Origin of the sequence: Scopulibacillus daqui, assembly GCF_016908855.1 — a bacterium.
GTDB classification, from domain to species: Bacteria; Bacillota; Bacilli; order Bacillales; family Sporolactobacillaceae; genus Scopulibacillus_A; species Scopulibacillus_A daqui.
In genome coordinates, this window is the sequence record NZ_JAFBER010000001.1 from 167,064 (window position 1) to 189,694 (window position 22,631).

The following is a 22,631-nucleotide window of genomic DNA, read 5'->3' on the forward strand; positions in this document are numbered from 1 at the left end:
TGCTTAAAAATTGGATTTATTTAATTTGATATAGGTGTGGAATCAATGTCTTTGAAGACGGTAAGAAATATCATAATATGTGTATATTTTGCTACAGTTATTTACTTTAACTGTCAAACTTGGTTTTTCCTACAATAGTCACTGTGTGATAAAGCGGCAAGTACGATCGCATCTTTTCTAGTTCCATTATTTGTTTATAACGTTATATACAGAATGATTAAAATTTATAAGCAAAAATAATATTGATTCAAAGAGATTTATAATACAGATACATAATAGATTTCTAGTATTAAACGCAATAAAAATGTTATAGATTTCTATATTAATGATCGCGTCAATATTACGCTATAACCCTTTTTATAACATCGTGAGAAAGAGCAAAAATGGATGATACTTTCTCGAAAATGTTTTTAACCCAAGTATCATGAATAGAGGTCAATGAAATGAGCTTTCAACCAGAAGTTAGAGAAGCGATTATCCTTTTTGGGAAAAAATATATATTCACGAAGCATCCAGCGGTCGTTGGGCTCGATATGCCGTATGGCCAAGAAGGCAGGCAGGGAACTGTTTATCAGCTGGAAGCGGCGAGAGGCTCAGCTAATCGTTATATTGCTTTAAAGGTTTTTCGAAATCGCTTTAAAAATAAACGGCAAACGGAAATCGCAAATATTATTAAAAAATATGCCGTGAAACCCGGCTTATCCGCTTGCCGGAGGGCCGTGATTGACGAAAGCAATCACCGGCAGCTGATCAAAAAGCATGAAGACTTACAGTATGCTTTAACGATGCCGTGGATAGACGGGCCGACTTGGTCGGATATTCTTTTGGATGAACAAGCACTGTCTAAAGAAGATTGTCTTTATATCGCTTGCTATTTTGCCTTTGTTTTGAAACAAATGGAAGAATCCCAGCTTGCTCACTGCGACTTATCATCAAGCAATGTGATGATTCCGTTTCTTAGCCAAGAGAGAACATCCCAGTCTTTTTCAGATGTAGAATTAATCGATATCGAGGAACTTTACGCACCTGAGTTGCAAAAGCCAAGAGCGCTTCCAGGAGGTTCGCCGGGCTATGCGGCCAAGTATGTAAAGGAAGGGGTTTGGAATCGGCAGGCTGACCGATTTTCCGGAGCCGTTCTTTTAGGCGAAATGCTGACATGGCATCTTGAAGATATTCGCAAGCTGAAGGCCGAGGATATGAATGTGTTCCATCCGGATGAGCTGCAAGAAAAAACGGAAAGATACCGCGCTGTGTCAAAAGCCCTCAAACAAACACTTGGTAAAGGAGCGGAAAAGTTATTTAAGCAAGCTTGGAACAGTTCCAAACTTGAAGAATGTCCGTCTTTTTCGGAGTGGTGGGCGCAGTTTCCTAAAGAAATAAGGGAAAAGGTTGCTCAACAGGAAAACGCTTTATTAGAAAAGAAAGAGAAGCATCATGATCAATCATCTATCAAAATAGAATCATTGCTAAAAATTGCTTCGGCTTTTGAGGGGATAGGGAACAAAGAAGCCGCTCAAAAAGAATATAAGCATATTATTGACAGTTACCCAGAGTCGAAAAATGTTGTTGAAGAAATAGAGTTAATGCTTAAAAGTGCCGCATCAGCTCTTGAATCTGAGGAGCCCGAGCTAAAAGACTATCTCGAAGCGGCCAGCTATTTTGAAAAAATCGGAGAGTTAAAGACAGCTGTTCTATTTTATGAAAGAGCAAAACAGCTGCCATTCTTGGACTTTGCAACAAAAGAAGAACTGGATATTATCCAAGATAACCTTCAGGAAAAAATTCGCGAGGAAAACAAGCGGGAGTCAACCGAAGCCACTCTGGAAAAAATTTTAAAAGAGCAGAGGGAGCAAGAACAATCCCGTTCAGATTTCAAGCCCTTGCCGCGGCAACCCATCAATGAAGGACCCGGCTTTTTTGAGAAATGCAAGACATTTGCTGTTAAAAGAAGGTATATGCTGCTGGCTGCATTTATTATTATTTTAGGTTTTATAGTACTGGCATGGGGCATTCACCATTCAAAAGAGAAGAAGCGGGAGGCATTGATTGCTCAAGGGACGGCCGCTTTTAACGATCAAAAGTATGACCAGGCGGCACATTATATCAAAAAGGCCATTGACCAAAAGCCAACACAATCTCTTTATACTAAACTGGCAACCATTTATATTAGCCAAGGGAAATATGATGAGGCCATTCAATATTTAAATGATCTCTTTCTTAATGACAAGCTGTCCAAAAAGAATCAAGAAGCCTATTACTTAATCGGACGCTCTTATTTTCTGATGAAAGATTATAAAAATGCCATCAAATATTATGAAAAAGCGCGTAAAGCCAAAAAAAGCATATACCAGCAAGATGTTATTAGAGATTTGGTGATCAGCTATGCTAACAATCATGAATACAATAAAGCCAATGAACGGGTTGTTCAACTAAAAGGAGACAGCCAAACATCTAAGGCATTTGTAGAGAATCTAAAGGGCGAGCTCTATGAATTGCAAGGAAAAGACGAAGAAGCGATTAATCAATATAAGCTGGCTGTCGACCTTGAAGGCGGCAGCGAACGGTATGTTGAGAACTTAGTCGATATGTATTTAAAAGTAAACAAAACAGATGCTGTTGATGATAAGACGAAGGTGGCCACGTACCAGCAAGCGATATCATTAATGAACGATTTGCTAAAAAATGACTTTTCCAATGTTGATTATTTAAACCGTCTGGGGCAGCTCTATTACGATTTCGGTTCTTATTATGAAGATAAAAAGAATCCAAAAAGCAAAAACCTTTACGAACAGTCGCTGCAATCCTATAAGCAAATTGTTGATTTAGGGATAAAAAATCAAAACGTTCTTCTTAATATGAGCATTTTATATGAAAAGCTTAATCAAAAAGGCAAGGCTGATAAAAATTATCAAAAAGTCATTCGCACTTATCCGGACTTCGGACATGCCTATTTCACTTACGGGCTATTTAAAATCGAACAGCACAAATATAAAGATGCTGCAAAGCTATTCGAAAAAGTCATCGACTTGAATCAAAATTCATCAGAAGTATCCATTGCCAAGAACCGCATTAAAGAAATGAAAGATAAAAAATTACTCAAATAAAGGAGGCATCTTTTATGGCAGACGAAAACAGAGAGAATAAAGGCCAATCAAAAATGCGCAAAGTGATATTATCAACATCTGTGGGTGCCCTTGTTGTATTAGGCTGGGGGGCCGCAGCTTATGAATGGCTGGCCAATGATTCTGATTCCGTAAACAGTAAAGTCAGCGGTGAGCAACTGCACCAAAAAAGCACTTGGGGCAATCACTTTAAAAGCGGCAGTCAGCTCAAAAATAAGCACCATGGCATTCAGCTAAACACAGATAAAAATCCCGTTAAAAATGATCAATTGAACCCAAATGACACAAATCAGCTGGCAAAAAACGCTGGATTAGACACTTCGCACAGCCTGGCGCTGAACACCAATGATTCTGATGATCAAGCCTATCTAGTTGACACATCAGGCAAGTCTGACAACCCGGTCGTTGCCTTATCTGTAGACTCAGATAAAGTTAAATTGCCAACGCCAAAACCAAAAACGACATTGCCAATTGTTAATGTTTCAAATAATGACAATGGCGGGTCTGGAAATGTGTCGCCATTTCAGCCTATCCATGGCGGCAGTGATATTGATGAGTCTGAAGACAATAATGATTCAGCTGTTATTCCGGTGCCAGGAGATCAGCAATCCGGGGGCGAGGTCGTAATATCAGGAAATTCTAACGATAATCCAGGGGGTAATGACGAAGATCAAGCCGATCCTAATGACCCTCAGAATGGCAATCAGAATGGTGAAAATGAAACAACTGACGAAAATGGAAACAATCCGCCGCCATCTATACCGCCTGGTTCAGAAGGCAACGGCAGCCATAACGGCGGTTCTTCAGAAGGAACCGGAAATCAAGGCAATCAGAATAATCAAGGCGATCACGGAGATCAAGGCAATCAAGGTAATCAAGGTAATCAAGGCAATCAAGGCAATCAAGGTGATCACGGAGATCAAGGCCATCATGGAGGCCATGACGGTCAGGGCGGCACCTCATCAGGCGGCAGCGGATCAGGCAATGGGGGAGATCAGGGCAATCATGGCAGCGATCAGGGGCATCACGACATAGCTTTAGTTGTTCCGGAATCTCTCTACGAGAAAATTCAATACTTTTATCATGCCGGAAACTATTATAACGTCTTATTTTATGGTCAAGACTTCACATCATCGAATGAATGGATGCAAAAACAAGTCACCGACATGCTTGTGGATTCGATTACTCAACGGTTGGCTCATTCGGACGATGATGCAACGAAGCAATTAATCAGTTCGTTGAATATCGATAATCAAGATGTGAAAAATGCTCAAGAAAATATACGCAAAGAATTGTTTAAGCGATTTGTAGAAGATGAAATGGATGTCTACGTTCACCAGCATGCTGATGATCCAAACGGCGATAACGCAAAAGACATCGTTTATTATGCAGGAAAATATAACGATTTGTTTAATAAGCCAATTCACTCTGGCGCTGCCAACGATGCTGCTCAACATTTAGTAGATGCCGCCAATCAGCAAGCTGATGAAAAGGATACAAACAAAATTATTGAATCACTCAATAAATATGAGATTGCACATCAATTTGCACCTAATGAACCTCAATATGATGAAGAGTTAGAAAACAGCAAAACCATGGACTTGCTGGATGATTTAGGAAAACGCCATAAAAAACATTATAAAGATCTTAAAGGAAATAAAGCGGAAGCGCTGGATAAAATTCAGCAAGATGGCGACCATGTCCGTGTGATTGAACAAGGGGGCCCGCTAGCAAAAGATGACGGCATTGCCAAAATCATAGAAAAATCCAGCCAAAAGCTTTTGGAAGAAACCAATCAATTAATGAATGACAATGATGCTTACACTAATAAAGACAAGCAATCCCAAATCATTAACCAATATAGAGTGCTTGCTGAGGATTCCGGCGTCCCTAAAGACATTGCCAAAGAAGCGGCCGAACAGCTATATCTTTACAGGCTGGCGGCTCAAGCAGAAAAAGACGCTGACAAAGATTTAACTAAAGCGGTCATTCTAGCTTCCGCTTCGGTCGATAAGGGGAATCATACGCCAGGTGCAAAAGCCATACTGGATGCCTTATCGAGCCGCCTTTTAGAAAAAGCGCCAAGCTTAAGCCCAGATAAGCAAGAGCAAGCTTATGAAATTTTAAGTACCCGTCCAGTGATCGATAAGAATATTGCCAAAGAAGCGGCAAAAAGAAAATTAGCTGTTTCTTATTCAAAATATGCCAAACAGTTGATTGATAACGGAAAATTCGCAGATGCCGTCCTTTATGCCAGCGAATCTAACCGCATGTATCCAGAAATGAAAGGCGATAATAAGGATACGATGTCACAAGCCGCCGTCGCTTTATTAAAAGAAGCCAGTGCATCCAGTGATTTAAGCGAAAAACAAAAAGGCTACCGGACGATTACAAGCGCTGTCGGCATGCCGGAAGACAAAGTCAAACAAGCGTTAGCGGGTCAGGAAGCCATTGACAGTTACAATAAAGGCATTGACAAAAATGTTTCAAATGAAGTTGCTGTATACTATCTCGGACAAGCCTATGAAAATGATATCACTCATTCACTTGCAAAAGATCCATTGGTTAATAGATCGCAAGCTTTAATCAATGAAGCAAATAAAATCAAAGACAGCAATCCTAAATTGGCCGCACGCTACTATGAAACACTAATTAAGAAAACACCGGATATCGGCCCATTAGCCAATCTAAAAGCGGAAGCAAGCCAAGCCTTAAAAGACATGAACAAAAAAGCTGCTCATGCTGTTAACGATAACAACAGCAGCCAAGAAACCAGAAAAACACAAAGCAAGGAGCAAGATTCTCAAAATGACAATCACAAGAATACGCAAATGCCAGAATCTAAAAATAGCCGGGACGAGAATAATCAAGGAACGCGAAATCAGGATAATCAAGACAATCAAAGCCAACAAAAGAATTCACAAGATCAAGTAAACCAAAACAGCACCGAAACTGAACAACAAGACAGCACCAAAACACAAGATAATCAGGCTCAGGAAACACAAAAAAGTCAAGACATCACAAACACTAATCAAAGTCAAAAATAAAATTTAACAGGCTGCCATCTGTGCAGCCTGTTCCTATAAATAGGTTCATTTCATAAAAACATAGAAAGGGTCATTTCAATGAAGACCAGAACACCTGAATTCATATTGAGTTTAATAGGCTTTATCTATATTTACACAACATTTATATTTGCGTTTTTTACTAACATTGGCATTGGTGATGTGATTGGCTTCAGCATTGGTTATGATGTCGGCAGCAACATTGGCGTCGTGGTAGCCGTTGTCTTCTCGCTTATGTTTCTAGGCTTTGCCATTGCCGCACATATTCTATGCGGGACAAAAGAAAAAATTAGAAAGAATAATAAATTAGCCGGTTCTTGGCTCCTGGCAATTGGCATTCTCTCTCTTATTATTAATATCTTTTTCTTCCTGATATCCGGCATATTATTGATAATCGCCGGCGGGATGGCATTGAGTGATGATAAGGGGGAAACCGGTGATATGGGAAAACAAGATGTTGGTGAGAAAGACATTTAATAGTTAAAACAGTGCAAGATTACAATAAAACCGGGGGCATATTTATGAATGAATATATCATATTAACCAATAAAGAGATTTACGTATTACAAAGCATGATTGAAGCTCCAGTAATTATCGGAATGGAAAATCCCTTCCTTGGGTTATTGGGAAAAGAAATTGAAGAAGAATGGAAAAATACCGTTTCTGGATTAATTGAAAAAGGCTTTATTGGTATAGATAACGAGAGTGCATGGATTGATGAAGATCTCATTATTTATATGTCAATTATGGCAAATACAAACGTTGTTCTGCAAATTGATTCACCAGATGAACAATTGCCGTTATCCATCTTTTATTTTACTGAGGAGTACACGGTTGAATGTGAACAAATAAATCATAACTTGTATAAATTATCGAGGCGGGGATCGCCAAGTGAAACTTTCCAACATGTTATTTTGCCTAAACTAGGTATCGATCAATTATCAATTAGTAAAAAAGGACGGCTACTACTGCCAGGTCATTTCGTTAACGATTTTTGCAAGATTAATAGAATACCAGAATCGCTTGTTAATCAAATAAATCAATTAAATAAAACTGAACAGGGCAGAAAGCTATGGAAAGACCTCAAAAAGTCGCTTGACAAGGCTGACCGGTTCCGGGGGATGATGTTCTTCTTCTACCATCATGATCAGTGGTCTGTTGAAGGGCTTATTACCCTTTTCTCACCGGTAAATAATTGGGGTTTTAAAATGGTTAATATTAACAATAAAGAATATTTGGAAGCAGAACAGGTTGATTTGATAGGTATGACGAAAGAATACATATCTGTTATTGACAGAGCGGTTTCAGGAGGAAAAAGCCTTCTGTGGAACTAAATAAGCACTATACTCTTTTAAATTCCACCTTTACATAATATCAATAAGAAATAAATGGTTAAATTAAAGGAGTTGTTAATAAAATGGGCAGAATTATGGTCGATCCGGAGGCATTACAACTATTTAATCATCAATTACTTTCGTTTGCAGATAACCATTCATCCACTCAACAATATTATCGAAATGCCCTTCAATCATTAACAATCGAGCCAAAAATCAGCTCGCAAATACATGCAATGATTTCTCAATTAAACAGCCAAGGCAGCCAAGTTGAGAATAATACGAATAACCTGTCTCAATACCTTAATAGAAAATTAAATATATTTTTAGATGCTGATAATATGCCGATTAATCTTAAGGCTTTGGGGTCAAGTGAATTAGGACGGAGTTACGTTTACGGTTCTTTAGCAAGTCAGCCAAGAGTAAAACAACAAAATGTAAAAATGTGTTATCCGATTGATTCATCAGGAGCATTAACGGGTACAGGAGCGAGTCTTAAAAATAAGATAAATGAATTTGAAGATAATGCCATTCCAACTGCCAATTCAATAATTGGCAATAGCAGGAGCGCCTATACTTTAAGTAAAGCGTATCTAAGATATCGAAAGGGATTTGGAGTAGCTAAAGGCTTTTATGTAACTGCAAAAGGTGAAAGGCGTTTAAGAGTGGCAGTAAGCAATCCTCATGTTGAAGGCTTTAATAAAAAAACATACAGTCAAACGAATGCAACAAATTATAAAAAACTTTATAAGTGGGTGGACCCAAAAACTGCAGTTAAGGAGAATTTAAAAATAACAAGGAACGGCTGGAAATTTAAAAGCGCAGGCGCTTTTACATACCTTGGTATTGGATTAAACGTGGCACAGGATATAACCTATGGTGTAAGGCATAATCAAAAAGCAAGTACTATTGCTGGTAATTCTATTGGCGATGCAGCCTTGGGTTTAGCAAACTCGGCTATATCAACAGGTGGCGGTGTTTGGGCAGGAGCAGCTATAGGAACATTTATTGGTGGACCTGCAGGGACATTGGCCGGAGCGTTAGTTGGATACGGGATTTCTAAGGGACTTTCTTATATTGAAAATATGAAAATATATGATATTGATCATGATGGTAAAAAAGATAGCCTATCTGATATTGTAAAAAAAGAGACTTCAAAAGGTCTTCATAAAATTGGTTCTTTGCTGAGGTGATAAAATGAATTTAAGTGAGAAAACCCATCAATTTTATTTGAACATTGCGCCTCCAGATTATGTTCGAAACGGAACAATTGCGTTTCTTATTGTTATAAATGTATTTAGTGCTCCGAGTTTATTTTATAATGTTAATTCTTTTTATTTTTATTTGAGCTTAATTCCCATGATTTTATGTGATTTGTTCGGTTTAATATTTATCTTTGCTCCGTACAGATTTGAATTGTTGTTTGTTTTATTTACAGGTTTTTTTGGACTGTGCAGTTCTCTTATCAGTTTTGCCAGCAGTCAATCTATAATGATTCATGATTTAAATATAAGAAATCATTGGGTGCTAGTTACTAATATACTGTTATTGTTAATTGCAGGGGTTTCCGTATATATTTTTCATTTTAGAGCGCTTGTTAACGGTTATTTTGAAAATGTTTCAACTGCGGTTAGTTTCCCTATAATCTCCATTGTAACGGGGGCTGGTTATCTTACGTCACAAGTTGCAATAGTTGTTTTCCATAATATCAATATAGAAACCATTTCATATTTGTTTTGCCTTGAGCTTTTTGTTGTATGCGGCTTATTAATAAGTGTATGTATACACAAATATTTTTATATGGTTAAGCATAAAGACGATCTCAAAAAATTGCATCCTGATTTAGGATTAACTAAAAAGGAACGACAAAAAAATTTTAGATCTAAAAAAAAGAGACGGAATTCATGATTACTGGAAAGCCCTGAGATTGCAAGCTGGGGCAACGCTATTCCCTTCTTTTTCTTAGAGCCTATCTTTAACACAAAACAATAAGAAAAATAGTTTATTAAGAAAAGGTAGGTCCCTTATTTTCTTGTCCTTTTGTCATAGATAAGCGATGAAAGAAATCCACAATGAGGGCATCGTTCCTCATCTGTTCTTTTATCAACATACATAATATTGTGTGAAGAATAAATTTCTTGATTAACAACTTCGTACTCTGGCAACTCTAGTAACACGGAAAACACTTGAAAACCTCTTTAATGTTTGTGTGGTGCTAACATTATTGCCGGGAATTCTAAAGTGTTTTCCTTTTTGTGTCAAAATCACAAAAAGTGATAATGAATCAGGTTAACTAACGGGGAATATCCTACTCTTTACAGTTTTGTTCATCAAGGAAGGTGAAAGCGAGTCTCCTAAATATGAAATTAAGTGAAAAAAGTCATGAATTTTATTTACGTATAGTACCTGGAGGAATGATTCGTAATGGAACACTTGCCTCTCTTTTATTATTAAACTTGACTGGTTTGCTAAGCCTAATTTATAGTCCAAGCGCTTTTTATTTTTATCTTAGCATTATACCAATGATACTTGGCGATCTTTTTGGATTATTATTCATTATAGCTCCATATAAATATGAATTGCTTTTTGTTCTTTATACTGGGTTATTCGGTGTCTTTAGTTCTCTTACTTGTTTTTCATGTAGTCAAGTGTTAATGATTCATGATTTAAAATTAAGGGATCAATGGATACCAATCATAAATCTACTATTGTTAATAATCTCTGGAGTGTTAATGTATATTTTCCATTTTCGGGCGTTGTATAATGATTATTATGCTAATACTTCCAGCGTAGTCAGTTTCCCATTAATTTCAATTGTAACTGGAATTGGATATTTAAGTACACAAGTTTTTACAGTTTTATTTCATAATGTTAATGTTGAAGACATTTCTTTAATTATTGCACTAGAAGCATGGTCAGTCGGCGGCCTTTTAATTAGTACCTGTATTCATAAATATTTTTATATGCTTCAACACAAAAAGGAATTAATTGAAAAGGAACCCGACTTAGGGATGACAAAAAAGGAACGTTTTAGAAAATTTGGGTCGAAAATGTAACTGGAAATTCACATTGAAGATTCTTTAATTGTATTAATTGATTTAATAGGACATTCGTAACAAATTTCATGAGTCTTTTGATAGAAGTAGTAGTAGGTTATGCTGTAAGGCGTTTTTTAAAATTATAAATGGCTCTTAGTTGTACAAGTTCATTTAGGGGCTTATGAGGCATCGGGGTGATTTTTTGAAATTAAGTAAAGACAGTCATAAACATTATCTAAAATTGATAAACGGAAATAAGATAAGACGAGGGGTTATTGCTTTTTTATTGTGTTTAAATTTAAGCAGTATTATGGGGCTAATTTATCATGTAAATGAACTATATTATGATATGAATTTAATTACGATGCTAGTAGGAGACTTATTAGGATTAATTTTTATTGTTGCACCTTACAAATTTGAGAGAGAGTTTTTACTGTATTTGGGCTTGTATGGCTTTTTCGCCATCATAAATTGTTTTGCTACGAGTCAGTCGCTAATTATCGGAGAACTAGGTTTTACCAATAAGCTTATAACATATATAGATATAGTATTGTTGCTCATTGTTGGCTTTGGATTTTATATTTTTCACATTTGGGCATTAAAAAATGATTATTATGTGAAAACGTCAAATTCGATAAACGTTACAATTATTATCATTGCTGTTGGAATAGCTTATCTATCTAGCCAAGTAGGCAGCACTTTTTTTACAAATATTGACTTTGAAACGCTATCCTTAATCATAGGGCTTCAATTGTTTATTATAGTTGGATTTATTATGACTACTTTTGTTCATAAATATATTTATATCTTAAAACATGAACAAGATCTAAAAAAAATGTATCCATATTTAGGACAAAGTAAGAAACAGCGCTTTGAGAATAGAAGACATAATAAACTAAAAGAAAAAAGTATCATTAAGGAAGGCGATAACAAATTCTTAAGGTGAATCAGAATATGTTATAGGTATTGAATGTATTATTGATGGCAGTCCGCCGCTAATAATTTCAAAAATAATAATCCCGAAAACAAGCAAAACGATGCTGTTTTCGGGATTTATTTAAGATTTAGCTTTTAAAGTACTTTTGAACAATATCATTCAACTGGTGAGGATCAAGGATAAATTCATCGTTGTTCGCTTTGAGCACATCATCGTACATCACTTGCCCTGTACCTTTGGCTTGAAAGTAATGGATTTGTTTGTCGGGATGGAAATCATTTTTGACCCCTAAGCCAATGCTTACCATATCTTCGGTAGTCATATTGGTTGCGACTAGAAACTTAGACATCGAATCGGCCAGCGCTGGAAGTTTTGTGATATTAGCCGGCTCCATGACTTTTTTGGCAATAGCAATTAAGGCTTGGGCTTGCATTTTCTGACGTCCAAAATCGGTGCCGGGTACTGAGTCGCGTTCGTGAACAATTTCGGTGGCCATTTTTCCGTTAAGCTGATGGGTTCCAGCTGTAATTGTCATGTTTTTGTCTTCTTTATACCATGGATGTGTAAAGGTCACATTAAATGGTACGTTCATTTCAATTCCGCCGATGGCATCGACCATGTTTTGAAGGCCTTGATAGTTCGTTTCGGCATAATAGTTAATCGGAACCCCGGTCAGGTTAGAAACCGCCTTCACGGTATCAATAATCCCTTGTTTTGGACCGTGTTTGATTTGAGATATATACTGAACGCTTGTCAGTTTTGTATATCCTTCCCCAGGTACATAGACACGCGTGTCCCGGGGAATGCTCATCACGTTATATTTATGGTTGTTTAAATCGGCATGAACGAGAATCATTGAGTCTGTATGCCCGACTGAATCTCCTTTTCTAGCGTCGGATCCTATTAACAGGATATTGAAAACACCTGATTTTTGCTTATAATTGCCGTCCGGGTTCCCAATGGCAGTTAAATGATTGAAGTGATTTGACGGGCTTAATTTATGAAGCCCATAAGCGCCGGCGCCTGTTGCACAAAGAATTAAAGCAAAGAAAACTAAGAGGCTTGTGCGCAAGACGCTGCGGCGCTTTTTAGGTTTCATCTGCGATCTTTTATATGAAGTTCTTGATTCTGTTTCAAATTCATTTCGTTCCATTTTCAGTGCTCCTTTTGTTTATAGTTTAACAGATAGCTAACAAGAGCGTTGCCTTTATGGACGAAGTTTGATTAACCTATCTACTGCTTTAATATGAATATTATATTTTGAAAGGGCCGGTTAGGCAATGACTTTTTAAAAAAAGTCTAACAAATAGTAAGTCTTTAGGCCTATGCCTTAAGATATATTTTAATGCTAAATCCTATTTCTGTAAATATGTTTTTTATTAAAAACCAAAAAACCTCCAACGAGAGGGTGTTAGAGGTTTTGCTAGTGCAGGACCGCTTTTGTTTGCCACTTTCCTTTTAATACGTAAAAATGTATAAAATATTCCAGAACAGTGATGATTAAGCTTAAAGTGAAGGCTCCTAATGCGCCTATATAGGCATCTCTAAATACATTTGATCCGAAGAAGATCACGAACATTGTAATGACAAAATCAGCAATGGTTGTTATCCAGAATGTGCCCCTTCTAAATAGCAATAATTCGACGGCAAAATTAATAAGACCGACAATAACTCCGATAATCACCGCTTCATAAGCCGTTCCATAATTAATTTGCACATTGCTGAACAAGTCCGCAATAATAATGATGACAGGCGTAAGGACAATTTTTAATATGACATTAGTCACAGTTTGCGATTCACCCCTTTTTTTGACGTTCTTTAAGCCATGTAACAATTGGCTCAAAAGACTGTTTATGTTTAGCTTTGTGAAAGGTTGAAAAAGGATCGCCTTTTGTTTGCAGACGTTTTTCGATAAGGTCTAAAGGATAGTGTTCAGGCCGCAGAGAAGAATTGACCTCATCCCAAAACAATGGCGCCGCAACAAGCGCCTCTTGATTTCCTCTTACTGAATACGGCGCGATAATGGTTTTTCCTTCGGCATGTTGAACAACATCAATATATAGTTTGTTTCCCCGTTTCTTTTTTAGTCGTTCAGTTGTAAAAAGTTTTGGCTCCTTTTCTTTAAGAAATTCAGCGGCAAAAGAAGTGAATAATCTTGTTTCTTCATAAGTATAGCGGTTATCAGGCAATGGAATATAGACTTGCAGCCCTTTATTTCCGGAAGTTTTCACAAAAGAAGTAAGGTGCAGCTTATCGGTGATTTCTTTAATAAGCAGTGCAGCAGTCACAGCCAATTGAAAGGCATCTCTTGAAGGGGGGTCAAGATCAAGAACAATTTCTGCCGGCTTATCTGTATCAATGGTTTGAAAAGGGACATGGAGTTCAAAAGCCAATTGGTTTCCAAGCCAAATGAGCGTTGGCAAGTCGGAACAGACAATATAATTGATGTCATCGATTATTTTTGTTTTAACAAAATCAGGAACATAGTCCGGACAATTTTTTTGGAAGAAAGATTCACCGCCTGCGCCATGAGGATAGCGAATAACTGTTAATGCGCGGTTTTTTAAGAACGGCAGCATAAAGGGGGCCATTCGGGTGAGATAATTGAGATAATCAGCTTTTGTTAATCCTTTGTCAGGCCACAAAGGTTTTGAAAGGCTGGTTAGGGTGACTTGCTCGCCGTCTACCGAAACAGCATGCCTGTCCGTATTATTTCCCATCACGATTTCCTCCTGTATCATTTATTACTTTATATTTTGGTTTAATGAGTTATAAATATGTTAGGTGTATGAAAAAGGTAAGGGAATGGGATAGATATTGGGGTTAATTGGGAAATTGTTGAATAAATCGGATTGATTAATGTGTTCATCAAAACGCCCTATATTTTCAATATGTTCTGCCTAAACTATTGAAAAAAAGGGAGTTACATGATGAATATTAAGCCTTTCATTCCTTTTGAACCCGTCAGAACAGATGAAATTCCTGAAGGTGATCAATGGATTTCACAGGTTAAGTGGGACGGTGTTCGCATTCTTACATACTCTGATGGAAAAAACGTACGTTTATTTAATCGAAAGCTTAATGAACGCACTTTTCATTACCCTGAATTATTAGCTATTAAATCATATTGCAAAGAAAAGTCTGTTATCTTGGATGGAGAGGTGATCGCCTTAGGAGATGACGGAAAGCCGTCATTTCATGAAGTAATGAGGCGTGATGGGATTCGAAAGTTAGAACGGATCAATGAATTAAGGAAAGAAGTGCCTGTCTCTTATATGATCTTTGATGTTATATATTGTAAGGATGAATGGAAAAATGATCTTGCTTTAAAAGACAGGCTTGATTTACTCAAACAAATCATTATCCCGAATGAACATATCCAAATAGTCCCTTCACAATCAGATGGAAATACTTTATTTGAAGTGATTAAGCAGCAAGAACTAGAAGGCATTGTCATTAAAGATTTAAATAGTAAATATTTGATTAACGGCAAAGATAACCGCTGGCAAAAGAAAAAAAATTATCGGGACATTATTGCTGTGGCAGGCGGAGCAACAATGCGCCAAGGCGTTGTTAATGCTCTTATCCTTGGTTTGTATAATGAAGATGGCCGGCTCATGTACGTTGGACACGCTGGTACAGGTAAATTAAAAAAAGCAGAGTGGAAAGAGCTGACAGAACGAGTGAAGCCATTAATGATAAACCATTGTCCTTTTATCAATAAACCTTTGAGAATAAAGGAGGCCATTTGGCTTGAACCGCGAATCACCGTCAAAATTAAATTTATAGAATGGACAAAAGACAAGCATCTTAGGCAACCGAGTATTCAAGCTTTTGTTAATATGTCACCGGAGGAATGCCTTTTTGAATGAATGCTATATATTTGCATAGGACCAAAAATCAGCTTATCTGTACGAGTTATTGCTTACATGGGCAGCCAATGATTGGTTTTTTAAGTCCGCCTTTTGGTTTTAAGGATGGTCTCACCATTTCCTTGGCAATAAAAACAAAATTCTTTTTTTGCTGCACAATATATGGATAGTCCCTTATGAACAATGACTGTCCCTAACGCATAGTTTTACTGTTATTGTCTTTCCAAAAGGGAGACAAATCTTATAAACACCATTTCCCTTACAGAATCAATTCGGTTTTTAAGATAGAAGGATTTCTACATCGACATTTTTATAGGGGACGATGAGATGAATGTTTTCTAGTCCATTTATTTTTGGCTTACTTAACACAAACAGTCTTTTGGTTAAAAATTACATATAGCGAGGCTGTTTTCATATGCTTATGATAATTTATTGACTATAAGCATATAGTGAGGGTCGGCTCATCGTTGTTTAATCGCTTCGCTCGTTTTTTCCATAGTGCCGTTTTCTTTATTGTTTTTTAACATTGGTAAAGAGCTAATAAACCCAAATATAGTTATAAGAGAGAGCAATATAAATATAAGTCTAATTGGAAATATATTCAAAAATACATTTACCATCAAAATAGTTATCATAATCGCTGCTTGAGGAAGGAGATTTAGGAAACTAAAAATTCTTCCCTGTTTATCAATAGAAATTGTCGATTGACATATGGTTAGAAATGCTGTTGAAAAAGTTGTATATCCAAATGCCAGTATAAATAAGGATAAACAAATTATAAAGGTATTCCATGCAAGAGAAAATAAAAGATATGAAAAACTTGAAATACTTATTCCAATCAAAAATAAGATTTTAGATGGGATTTTTTTAGAGATATAAGTGTTTAAAATGCCAGCAAGAATAAAAGCTATTCCACTAAAAGAAACAATAAATGAATATTCAGTTTCATAAATGTTTAACTCTCTTTTTAAATATAAAACTTCGTAAGTATCTATAGCTACACTTCCACATAAGTAAAAATTTGTTCTATTAGTTAGCTTATATGGATATTTATTTTTTCGTTTAGTGATAATAAATTTTCATCAACTGGTTTCAATGTCCTGCTGTGTACTGTTATGGCTGCTCATTATGGTGCCTGTTCGGCTGCTCCTACTATTTATACGAAACCCCATGACCGCCCTGATTTCCTGTTTTGGTTATATATAGAAATTAAACCTTTAATGGAAGGAAACCCCTTAAAATGACGGTTAAACAATTACTTTTTGTTATGATAATTGGATGTTTTTTAACTTTAAATGGGTTACTTTACTTTGAAAATAATAAAATGGGTATTATCGTATTTTTAATTTTTGCTTTCGGATGGGCTATAATCGCACGTTTTATAAAAAAGGATTGAAAAAATATGAGTAATGACCATAAATATATAACAAATTTTAAACGTTCATTAGGAGACAAGTTAACGACATTTGAGGTCCTGATTTATATAGCTTTCTTTTTACTAATTTTTTTACCTTTAACTGGACCCCAGTTTTGTTATTTTGATTTTTATTGCTTTTATTCGTTTTAGAGTAACCGATAAAAAAACTTAGGCGGAATTAGACGCATCTTTTTTAAATGAGCCCCAAATAGCTCTAACAATACCTGCAATAAAACCTAATGTAGCAAAATCAGTAAAAACGGTCGGCAAATCTATCAATACATCAAATATCAAATAACTTAAAATTAATGTCGGTACAAAATAGGCTAAAAATGTTCTTAAAAAGGTAATGACTTTATTCATTTCCAGCCTCCTTTTATATCGAAATAGTGCAAAACAATGAATTGGCTTATTTTTCAGTTTATAATAGATTAAACTATTTAACACTATAGATCAAATTTAAAAAGGGGGGAAGTCTGACTAGGAATAATCATCGTTTTTCACCTATAGCAGTTTCTCTATGGGTCTCCAGAATATTTAGCAGAACGAATCAAAAAAGCAATGGGGAATTCTGATAATAAAAAGTTAGATTCCTAATTCCTCTTGTCGCTTGCTTGTATGAGTCGAAGCGTATTTGAACCTGCAGGCTTAGCGCATTAAGCCAGGGAGAAAAAGCCTCAAAAATACGAGATGAGATTAAAAGATTTCGATGCTTTTTCCGAACGATCAAATAGATCTCATTACAATAAAGAAGAACAAGTTCCCATTAAAAAGGAAACAGGTTCTTTTTTAGTTATAAGCCCTTATAAAAGGGAAAAAGGTACGCTCTTTATATTTAATTTAAAAGAGGAAAAAGGAATCGTTAAAGATAAAGGCCATCATGTCACAGGGGATATACAGTTTTTAGCGGATAATAACTGATTAATTAAGCATTTTTCATAATGATGGTCTCTAACATATCAGCAACATCTTCACAACTATCGGCAATTTCTTCAAGCATTTCATAAAGTTCTTTGTGCTGAATGACTTTTATCGGGTCTTTTTCAGTTTGAAAAAGGTGGCGGAGGCTGTCTTCGATCAGGCAGTCACACTCGGATTCGAAATCATTGATTTTAATAATATGTTTTTGAATATCAAAAAACTTCCTGCGGGACAAAAGATCCATTGATTTTGCAATTTCCTTTGTTGCTTCAAGCAAATAATCGGCAAATTTTTTCATATATTTGTCCGATTCTTTTATTTGATAAACAACGATGCGTTTTGCCCATTCTTCGTATCCGTCAAGGACGTCATCCATTTTTAAAGCCAAATTAAGAATATCTTCTCTTTCTAGCGGGGTTATAAATGTTTTGTTTAATTTAATAATGAGTTCGTGAATATACGCATCCCCTTTATTTTCGTATTTTTTCATAACGGTTGAAAACTTGTCCAGATCTTCAGTTTGATGAATATGAAAATCAACAAAAAACTGGGTAGATTCTTTCAGATTGAGTGAAATTTGTTTCAGCAGGTTAAGAAATTTGTCATGTTTGGCATTAAAAATCACGAAAAGCGCCCTCCGTATCTGTAAGATTGTCTTTTATTATTTTCCTGTCATTTCCTTGAAACTATGCGTTTTTGTGGTTTATTTCCCGCATCATTCAAAGGCCGAGCCACTTGCTTATTGGCATGAAAAAGAAGTTAACGACTTGGGTTGGTCCGGGCATGTCAGGGAAATAGACGAGCAGTACCGCACATACCCAGCCGATTAATGTGATGATTGTATAGGCGGTCTTTTCCTTTTTTTTGTTGGCCTGTTTCAACTTCGGCCATTCATATAACGTCATTAAAACAACAATAAGTGTGATTCCCGCTGCATACATAAGCTTCATTCCTATCACTTCCTTATGGTTTGCTTGTGCTTTTGGATGTTACGCCCGGTCTCAGAATTTTAACTTTTGTGTTTACTTTTACGGTCACATCCGGAAAAATGTCTTTCCAGCGATCTTTTGACGTTTTCCATACAGACGGATATTTGCGATGAAAGGCATCTGAAAAACCGAATATATCCAGATCCTTTTTTTGGGCCTGGCGAACTGCCGCATTAATGCGTTTTTTGATTAAGTAGCCTGTATCTTTTTCTAATTTGTTAATCACCTTTGGATCCATTACATCTAAATTCGTCGTATTTTGAACAATGTCGTCTTCGGCCTCGATTCTGGCAATGATCTCCCAAGTGCCGTTTTTGATGACAGGTTGAAGTTTGCTTTTGCTCCTCAAAAGGTACATGGAGACGCGTCCTTTCCCTTTTGGATTAACGGTTATAGTAGCTGTCCTAATTTCATTTCTTAACCATTGCACACCGCGGGTTGTTTGTTTATTCATGCGGCCAACCATTTTGTCGCCGGAAAAGAGGGCGATTCCGCTGATCCGGGCTCTCTCGCCTCTATATTTAACCCATGGGAGAACCGGAGATTCATACGGGTCGGATAACATTTGTGCCAAATCCTTTAAAGATACTTTCATTCCGGTTTGTTTCTTGGCCAATTCTCTTAAGACCTCTGATGAGTTTCTTTCAAGGTGCGGCTTATATTCCAATATTTTCTTGCCCTTGCCTTCAGCAACAAACACATAAGCATGTTCCCGGGGCTTTGGATAACGGGTTAAAAAGTCAATAGATGGACCGATCCCTTTTTTTGCTAACTTTTTCCCGAAAAATATGGTGTCGCTTTGTCCCCAGAAGATCCGCCGCGATGTTTTCTCCTCAATATTGGTTACAGCATCAGCGATGTTCACACCATTTGCTGAAATGACAAATGACTGCTGCTGGCCTCCGGGGCTTCCGCCTCCGCCGCCCTGCGTCGTTCCTCCTCCAGCGCCGGTCGGCATAAATAATTGGACGGAAAGCTGTATATTGTTATGGCTTGCGGCATCTAACGCTATCCCTGTTACGATCGCCAGGTCATTAATTTCTACGCGGTCCCAGCATCCGCTGGAAACAAGCAAAAACAAACTCATGCTTAGCGGCATAACGATATACTTTTTTAAACGGTTAAAGAGGAAATTGCCAGATACTTTAGACTGATTCATTTCTTTGATTCCCCTTATTTTGACGAAGCTTTTGAAAGATAAAGGCCGAAATTAAAAGGAGTACGGGCAGGCCGATTTCGATAGAAACAGAAAATGCGGTAAAGGCCAAGCCGACAGACTCTATTAATTGTTGCAAATTCGGAAATATCCATCGGCAGAAAATAACTAAAAGAAGTCCCAGTGGAAAAACTAACGGTCTATAATCGGAAAGCTTGAACCATTGGGCGGTTTCCAAAACCGTCACATAGTAAAATAGTGAAATTTTCATGAACGCTCCGAGCACCCAAATAGCCATAATGATAGCTTCAACATGTTCAACAAAATCAGCGATGCTTATATAGCGCGCAGCAACAATAACTGGAAATAGATAGTCTCCCATAAGCTGTCCAAATAACGAAAGAATGACTAAGCTGACCATCACGATAGCCGACAGTGTGGCAAGAACTGAGGTCATTCCATTCTTTAACCCTTTATTGGGATCACTGACAAAAGGGAGCAATGAAGAAATAAGAATATATTCGCCAAACCAGATCATGGCAACTAATGACCCTTTTATAGGCGGTATGATGCCATTCTCCATAACCGGAAGGATATTCAATGGCTCAAGCTCAGGAATAAGAAGGATTAAGATTAAAAGGAAAAGAAGAACAATGACCGGCATGAATATTTGCGCACAGCGCCCCAACACTTCAATCCCGCTGCGAACACCCAATGAACAGACAAACACCATGCTGCCCATGACAATGAATAATGGTGTACTTGAAAGAAAATTAGAGATGATTGACTCGCTGTATTCCCTGAGAATAAAGCTGTTTAAATAAATAACGAAAAAAATATAAATAAATCCTATTAATTTTCCTGCAAATCGCCCCAAAAGCTGTTCGCTGTATTGTATTAATGTTTTTTTGGGGAAATATTGGTGCAGGCGGCAGGCCGCAAATACTGTGAATAACCCGAGCGCTGCCCCAATGATAAGCGCCAGCCATATATCCCGCTTGGCATATTGAAAAGCCGCCGACGGCAAAAGAAGAATACCGGTTGAAGTAATTGATGTATACATGATAATGGCCATTTGAGCCGATGTGATTTTTCGTTTTTCAATCATACATTATTGATCCCCTTTTCCTAAATGCGGCTTTTGGCCAGGCGCTTGCCGGTTTTTGTTCCAATCATCCCCGGTAAAGTGCGGGCGTGTCGTTTGCGACCACATCGGAGCCCGGAACAGAACGTCTTTCAGGCTGCTTTTTTTTGTCGGTCCCAATGGGTCCAAGTATGGTACGCCAAATGACCGTAATGAACAAAGATGAATAACCAATGTAATGACGCCAAGCATTAAACCTGTCAAACCAAGAAAACCCGACAGGAACATAATCGGAAAACGCAGCAGCCTTATCGAAGTCGCCATGGAATAGCGAGGGATTAAGAAGGACGCAATGCCGGTAATAGCGACGACCATGACCATTGGTGCAGAAGCTAATCCGGCTTGGATAGCCGCTTGGCCGATAACTAAAGCGCCGACAATACTGACTGCGGCGCCGACTTGTTTCGGTAACCTGACGCCTGCTTCCCTGAGGGCTTCGAAGGTAAGTTCCATAAGCAATGCTTCAACGAGAGCGGGAAAAGGTATCTGCTCCCGTGATTGTGCGATGGTTAACAAGAGTGTCGTCGGCAGCATTTCCTGATGATAGGTAAGAATGGCTACATACAGGGACGGCGCCAATAGGGCAACACAAAGAAAAAAATACCTTAACCAACGAATGGTTGTCCCAACAATAAACCCTTGATAATAATCTTCCGATGATTGCATCAATGACCAGAAAGATATAGGCATGATGAGCGCAAACGGCGAACCATCCACAAGAATGGCTGCGCGTCCCTCTAATAAATTGGCGCTGACAACATCCGGCCGTTCAGTTGATAACACTTGCGGGAAGGGTGAATATGGGTTATCTTCTATCATCTCTTCGATATAACCGCTTTCGAGAATCCCGTCAATACTAATTTTATTTAAACGATTTTCTATTTCTTTAAGCAGCCTTTGGTTGCAAATGCCTTCTATATAAGTAATCACAATTTGTGTTTGGGTGTATTTTCCAATCACCATTGACTTCATTTTTAATTGAGGGCTTTTGATTTTTCTTCTAATTAAGGAAGTATTAACCCTGATGGTTTCCACAAATCCTTCGCGCGGCCCGCGAACAACGGATTCAGCGGCGGGATCTTCAATCGAGCGCATTTCCCAGTGAGGCAGTGCAACCGCAAGGCCAGTATTAAGATTGTGAACCAGAATAACCGGATTGCCATTAGATATTTCATTGATGACATCACTGATTTTATTAATTTTTTTAGTCGAGGAAATCGAAATTTGGTCTTTTATGGCAGTGATGCTGCCGGCATCAGCATTTTCTTTCATTAATGGCTCAAGGAGATGCTCATCAATTTCTTCAATGTTTGACAGACCGTCAATATAGACTAGAGCGGCCGTTTCCTTTTCACCGATGACGAAATCATGGAAGATAACATCCGAACAATCGGTATAAAGGGATTTTAAGATTTGCAAGTTCTGCTTTAAATCTTTTGACAAGGGTGAATCCTTCAGATTTTTTGGAGGTATTGTCACCGATTGATTTTTTTGAGTTGAACGCGGTCGTCTTGTTCTTCGAAAAATCTTCATCCTTATCCCTCAAATAAACTCGGATTTTGTTATCTAATAAGCTTATCTTTACCAATTAAGGAAGGTTCTATTGAAATAGATGTTCATTTTTTGTAAAAAGTTA

At 37.4% G+C, this 22,631-nt stretch carries 20 protein-coding genes; 10 read left to right on the forward strand and 10 right to left on the reverse strand.

The window, feature by feature from the left end; translation table 11 throughout:
- Positions 1–443 precede the first annotated feature (443 nt).
- The 8 genes from JOD45_RS00810 (at position 444) to JOD45_RS00845 (ending at position 11,505) form a co-directional block, all read left to right on the forward strand.
- Entirely contained in the window at positions 444–3,104 is a 2,661-nt protein-coding gene (locus JOD45_RS00810) for a tetratricopeptide repeat protein (protein WP_205001936.1), read from the forward strand.
- Between the two features lie 14 nt (positions 3,105–3,118).
- On the forward strand, positions 3,119–6,169 hold the full coding sequence (locus JOD45_RS00815) for a hypothetical protein (protein ID WP_205001938.1): 3,051 nt from the start codon (positions 3,119–3,121) through the stop codon (positions 6,167–6,169).
- A 78-nt stretch (positions 6,170–6,247) separates the two neighbouring features.
- On the forward strand, positions 6,248–6,664 hold the full coding sequence (locus JOD45_RS00820; protein WP_205001940.1) for a hypothetical protein: 417 nt from the start codon (positions 6,248–6,250) through the stop codon (positions 6,662–6,664).
- Between the two features lie 44 nt (positions 6,665–6,708).
- Positions 6,709–7,521, forward strand: a complete 813-nt coding sequence (locus JOD45_RS00825) for a hypothetical protein (RefSeq protein WP_205001942.1) — start codon at positions 6,709–6,711, stop codon at positions 7,519–7,521.
- Positions 7,522–7,604: 83 nt separating this feature from the next.
- Complete coding sequence (locus JOD45_RS00830; RefSeq protein WP_205001944.1) at positions 7,605–8,714, forward strand: hypothetical protein; 1,110 nt, start codon at positions 7,605–7,607, stop codon at positions 8,712–8,714.
- A gap of 4 nt (positions 8,715–8,718) precedes the next feature.
- Complete coding sequence (locus tag JOD45_RS00835) at positions 8,719–9,429, forward strand: hypothetical protein (protein WP_205001946.1); 711 nt, start codon at positions 8,719–8,721, stop codon at positions 9,427–9,429.
- Between the two features lie 452 nt (positions 9,430–9,881).
- Positions 9,882–10,577: a hypothetical protein gene (locus JOD45_RS00840; protein ID WP_205001948.1), complete on the forward strand. Its 696-nt coding sequence runs from the start codon at positions 9,882–9,884 to the stop codon at positions 10,575–10,577.
- 184 nt (positions 10,578–10,761) lie between these two features.
- Complete coding sequence (locus JOD45_RS00845; protein ID WP_205001949.1) at positions 10,762–11,505, forward strand: hypothetical protein; 744 nt, start codon at positions 10,762–10,764, stop codon at positions 11,503–11,505.
- 118 nt (positions 11,506–11,623) lie between these two features.
- Here JOD45_RS00845 and JOD45_RS00850 read toward each other — a convergent pair whose 3' ends face one another.
- The 3 genes from JOD45_RS00850 to ligD all read right to left on the reverse strand — a co-directional run bounded on the left by JOD45_RS00850 (position 11,624) and on the right by ligD (position 14,216).
- On the reverse strand, positions 11,624–12,649 hold the full coding sequence (locus JOD45_RS00850; RefSeq protein WP_239548980.1) for an LCP family protein: 1,026 nt from the start codon (positions 12,647–12,649) through the stop codon (positions 11,624–11,626).
- Between the two features lie 270 nt (positions 12,650–12,919).
- Positions 12,920–13,282: a DUF2512 family protein gene (locus JOD45_RS00855; protein ID WP_205001951.1), complete on the reverse strand. Its 363-nt coding sequence runs from the start codon at positions 13,280–13,282 to the stop codon at positions 12,920–12,922.
- 10 nt (positions 13,283–13,292) lie between these two features.
- The gene (gene ligD, locus JOD45_RS00860; RefSeq protein ID WP_239548981.1) at positions 13,293–14,216 is read right to left on the reverse strand and encodes a non-homologous end-joining DNA ligase; all 924 of its coding nucleotides are present in this window, start codon (positions 14,214–14,216) and stop codon (positions 13,293–13,295) included.
- A gap of 210 nt (positions 14,217–14,426) precedes the next feature.
- Here ligD and JOD45_RS00865 point away from each other — a divergent pair, with 210 nt between their 5' ends.
- Positions 14,427–15,368, forward strand: coding sequence for an ATP-dependent DNA ligase (locus tag JOD45_RS00865; protein WP_205001955.1), 942 nt, complete (start codon positions 14,427–14,429; stop codon positions 15,366–15,368).
- A 461-nt stretch (positions 15,369–15,829) separates the two neighbouring features.
- On the opposite strand, the gene JOD45_RS16920 is transcribed toward JOD45_RS00865, so the two are convergent.
- Complete coding sequence (locus JOD45_RS16920) at positions 15,830–16,441, reverse strand: MFS transporter (RefSeq protein ID WP_205002180.1); 612 nt, start codon at positions 16,439–16,441, stop codon at positions 15,830–15,832.
- A 512-nt stretch (positions 16,442–16,953) separates the two neighbouring features.
- Positions 16,954–17,148 carry a hypothetical protein gene (locus tag JOD45_RS00875; RefSeq protein WP_205001957.1) on the reverse strand — a complete coding sequence of 65 codons (195 nt, stop codon included), beginning with the start codon at positions 17,146–17,148 and terminating at the stop codon, positions 16,954–16,956.
- Positions 17,149–17,475: 327 nt separating this feature from the next.
- Here JOD45_RS00875 and JOD45_RS00880 point away from each other — a divergent pair, with 327 nt between their 5' ends.
- Positions 17,476–17,706: a hypothetical protein gene (locus JOD45_RS00880; RefSeq protein ID WP_205001958.1), complete on the forward strand. Its 231-nt coding sequence runs from the start codon at positions 17,476–17,478 to the stop codon at positions 17,704–17,706.
- A gap of 4 nt (positions 17,707–17,710) precedes the next feature.
- On the opposite strand, the gene JOD45_RS00885 is transcribed toward JOD45_RS00880, so the two are convergent.
- The 5 genes from JOD45_RS00885 to JOD45_RS00905 all read right to left on the reverse strand — a co-directional run bounded on the left by JOD45_RS00885 (position 17,711) and on the right by JOD45_RS00905 (position 22,528).
- The gene (locus tag JOD45_RS00885) at positions 17,711–18,331 is read right to left on the reverse strand and encodes a DUF47 family protein (protein ID WP_205001959.1); all 621 of its coding nucleotides are present in this window, start codon (positions 18,329–18,331) and stop codon (positions 17,711–17,713) included.
- Between the two features lie 94 nt (positions 18,332–18,425).
- A complete protein-coding gene (locus JOD45_RS00890) occupies positions 18,426–18,656 on the reverse strand; it encodes a hypothetical protein (RefSeq protein ID WP_205001960.1) in 231 nt (76 codons plus the stop codon).
- Between the two features lie 13 nt (positions 18,657–18,669).
- Positions 18,670–19,854: a Ger(x)C family spore germination protein gene (locus tag JOD45_RS00895; protein ID WP_205001961.1), complete on the reverse strand. Its 1,185-nt coding sequence runs from the start codon at positions 19,852–19,854 to the stop codon at positions 18,670–18,672.
- On the reverse strand, positions 19,841–20,959 hold the full coding sequence (locus JOD45_RS00900) for a GerAB/ArcD/ProY family transporter (RefSeq protein ID WP_205001962.1): 1,119 nt from the start codon (positions 20,957–20,959) through the stop codon (positions 19,841–19,843). The genes JOD45_RS00895 and JOD45_RS00900 overlap by 14 nt, the downstream gene beginning before the upstream one ends.
- A 3-nt stretch (positions 20,960–20,962) precedes the next feature.
- The gene (locus tag JOD45_RS00905; RefSeq protein WP_205001963.1) at positions 20,963–22,528 is read right to left on the reverse strand and encodes a spore germination protein; all 1,566 of its coding nucleotides are present in this window, start codon (positions 22,526–22,528) and stop codon (positions 20,963–20,965) included.
- Positions 22,529–22,631 lie beyond the last annotated feature (103 nt).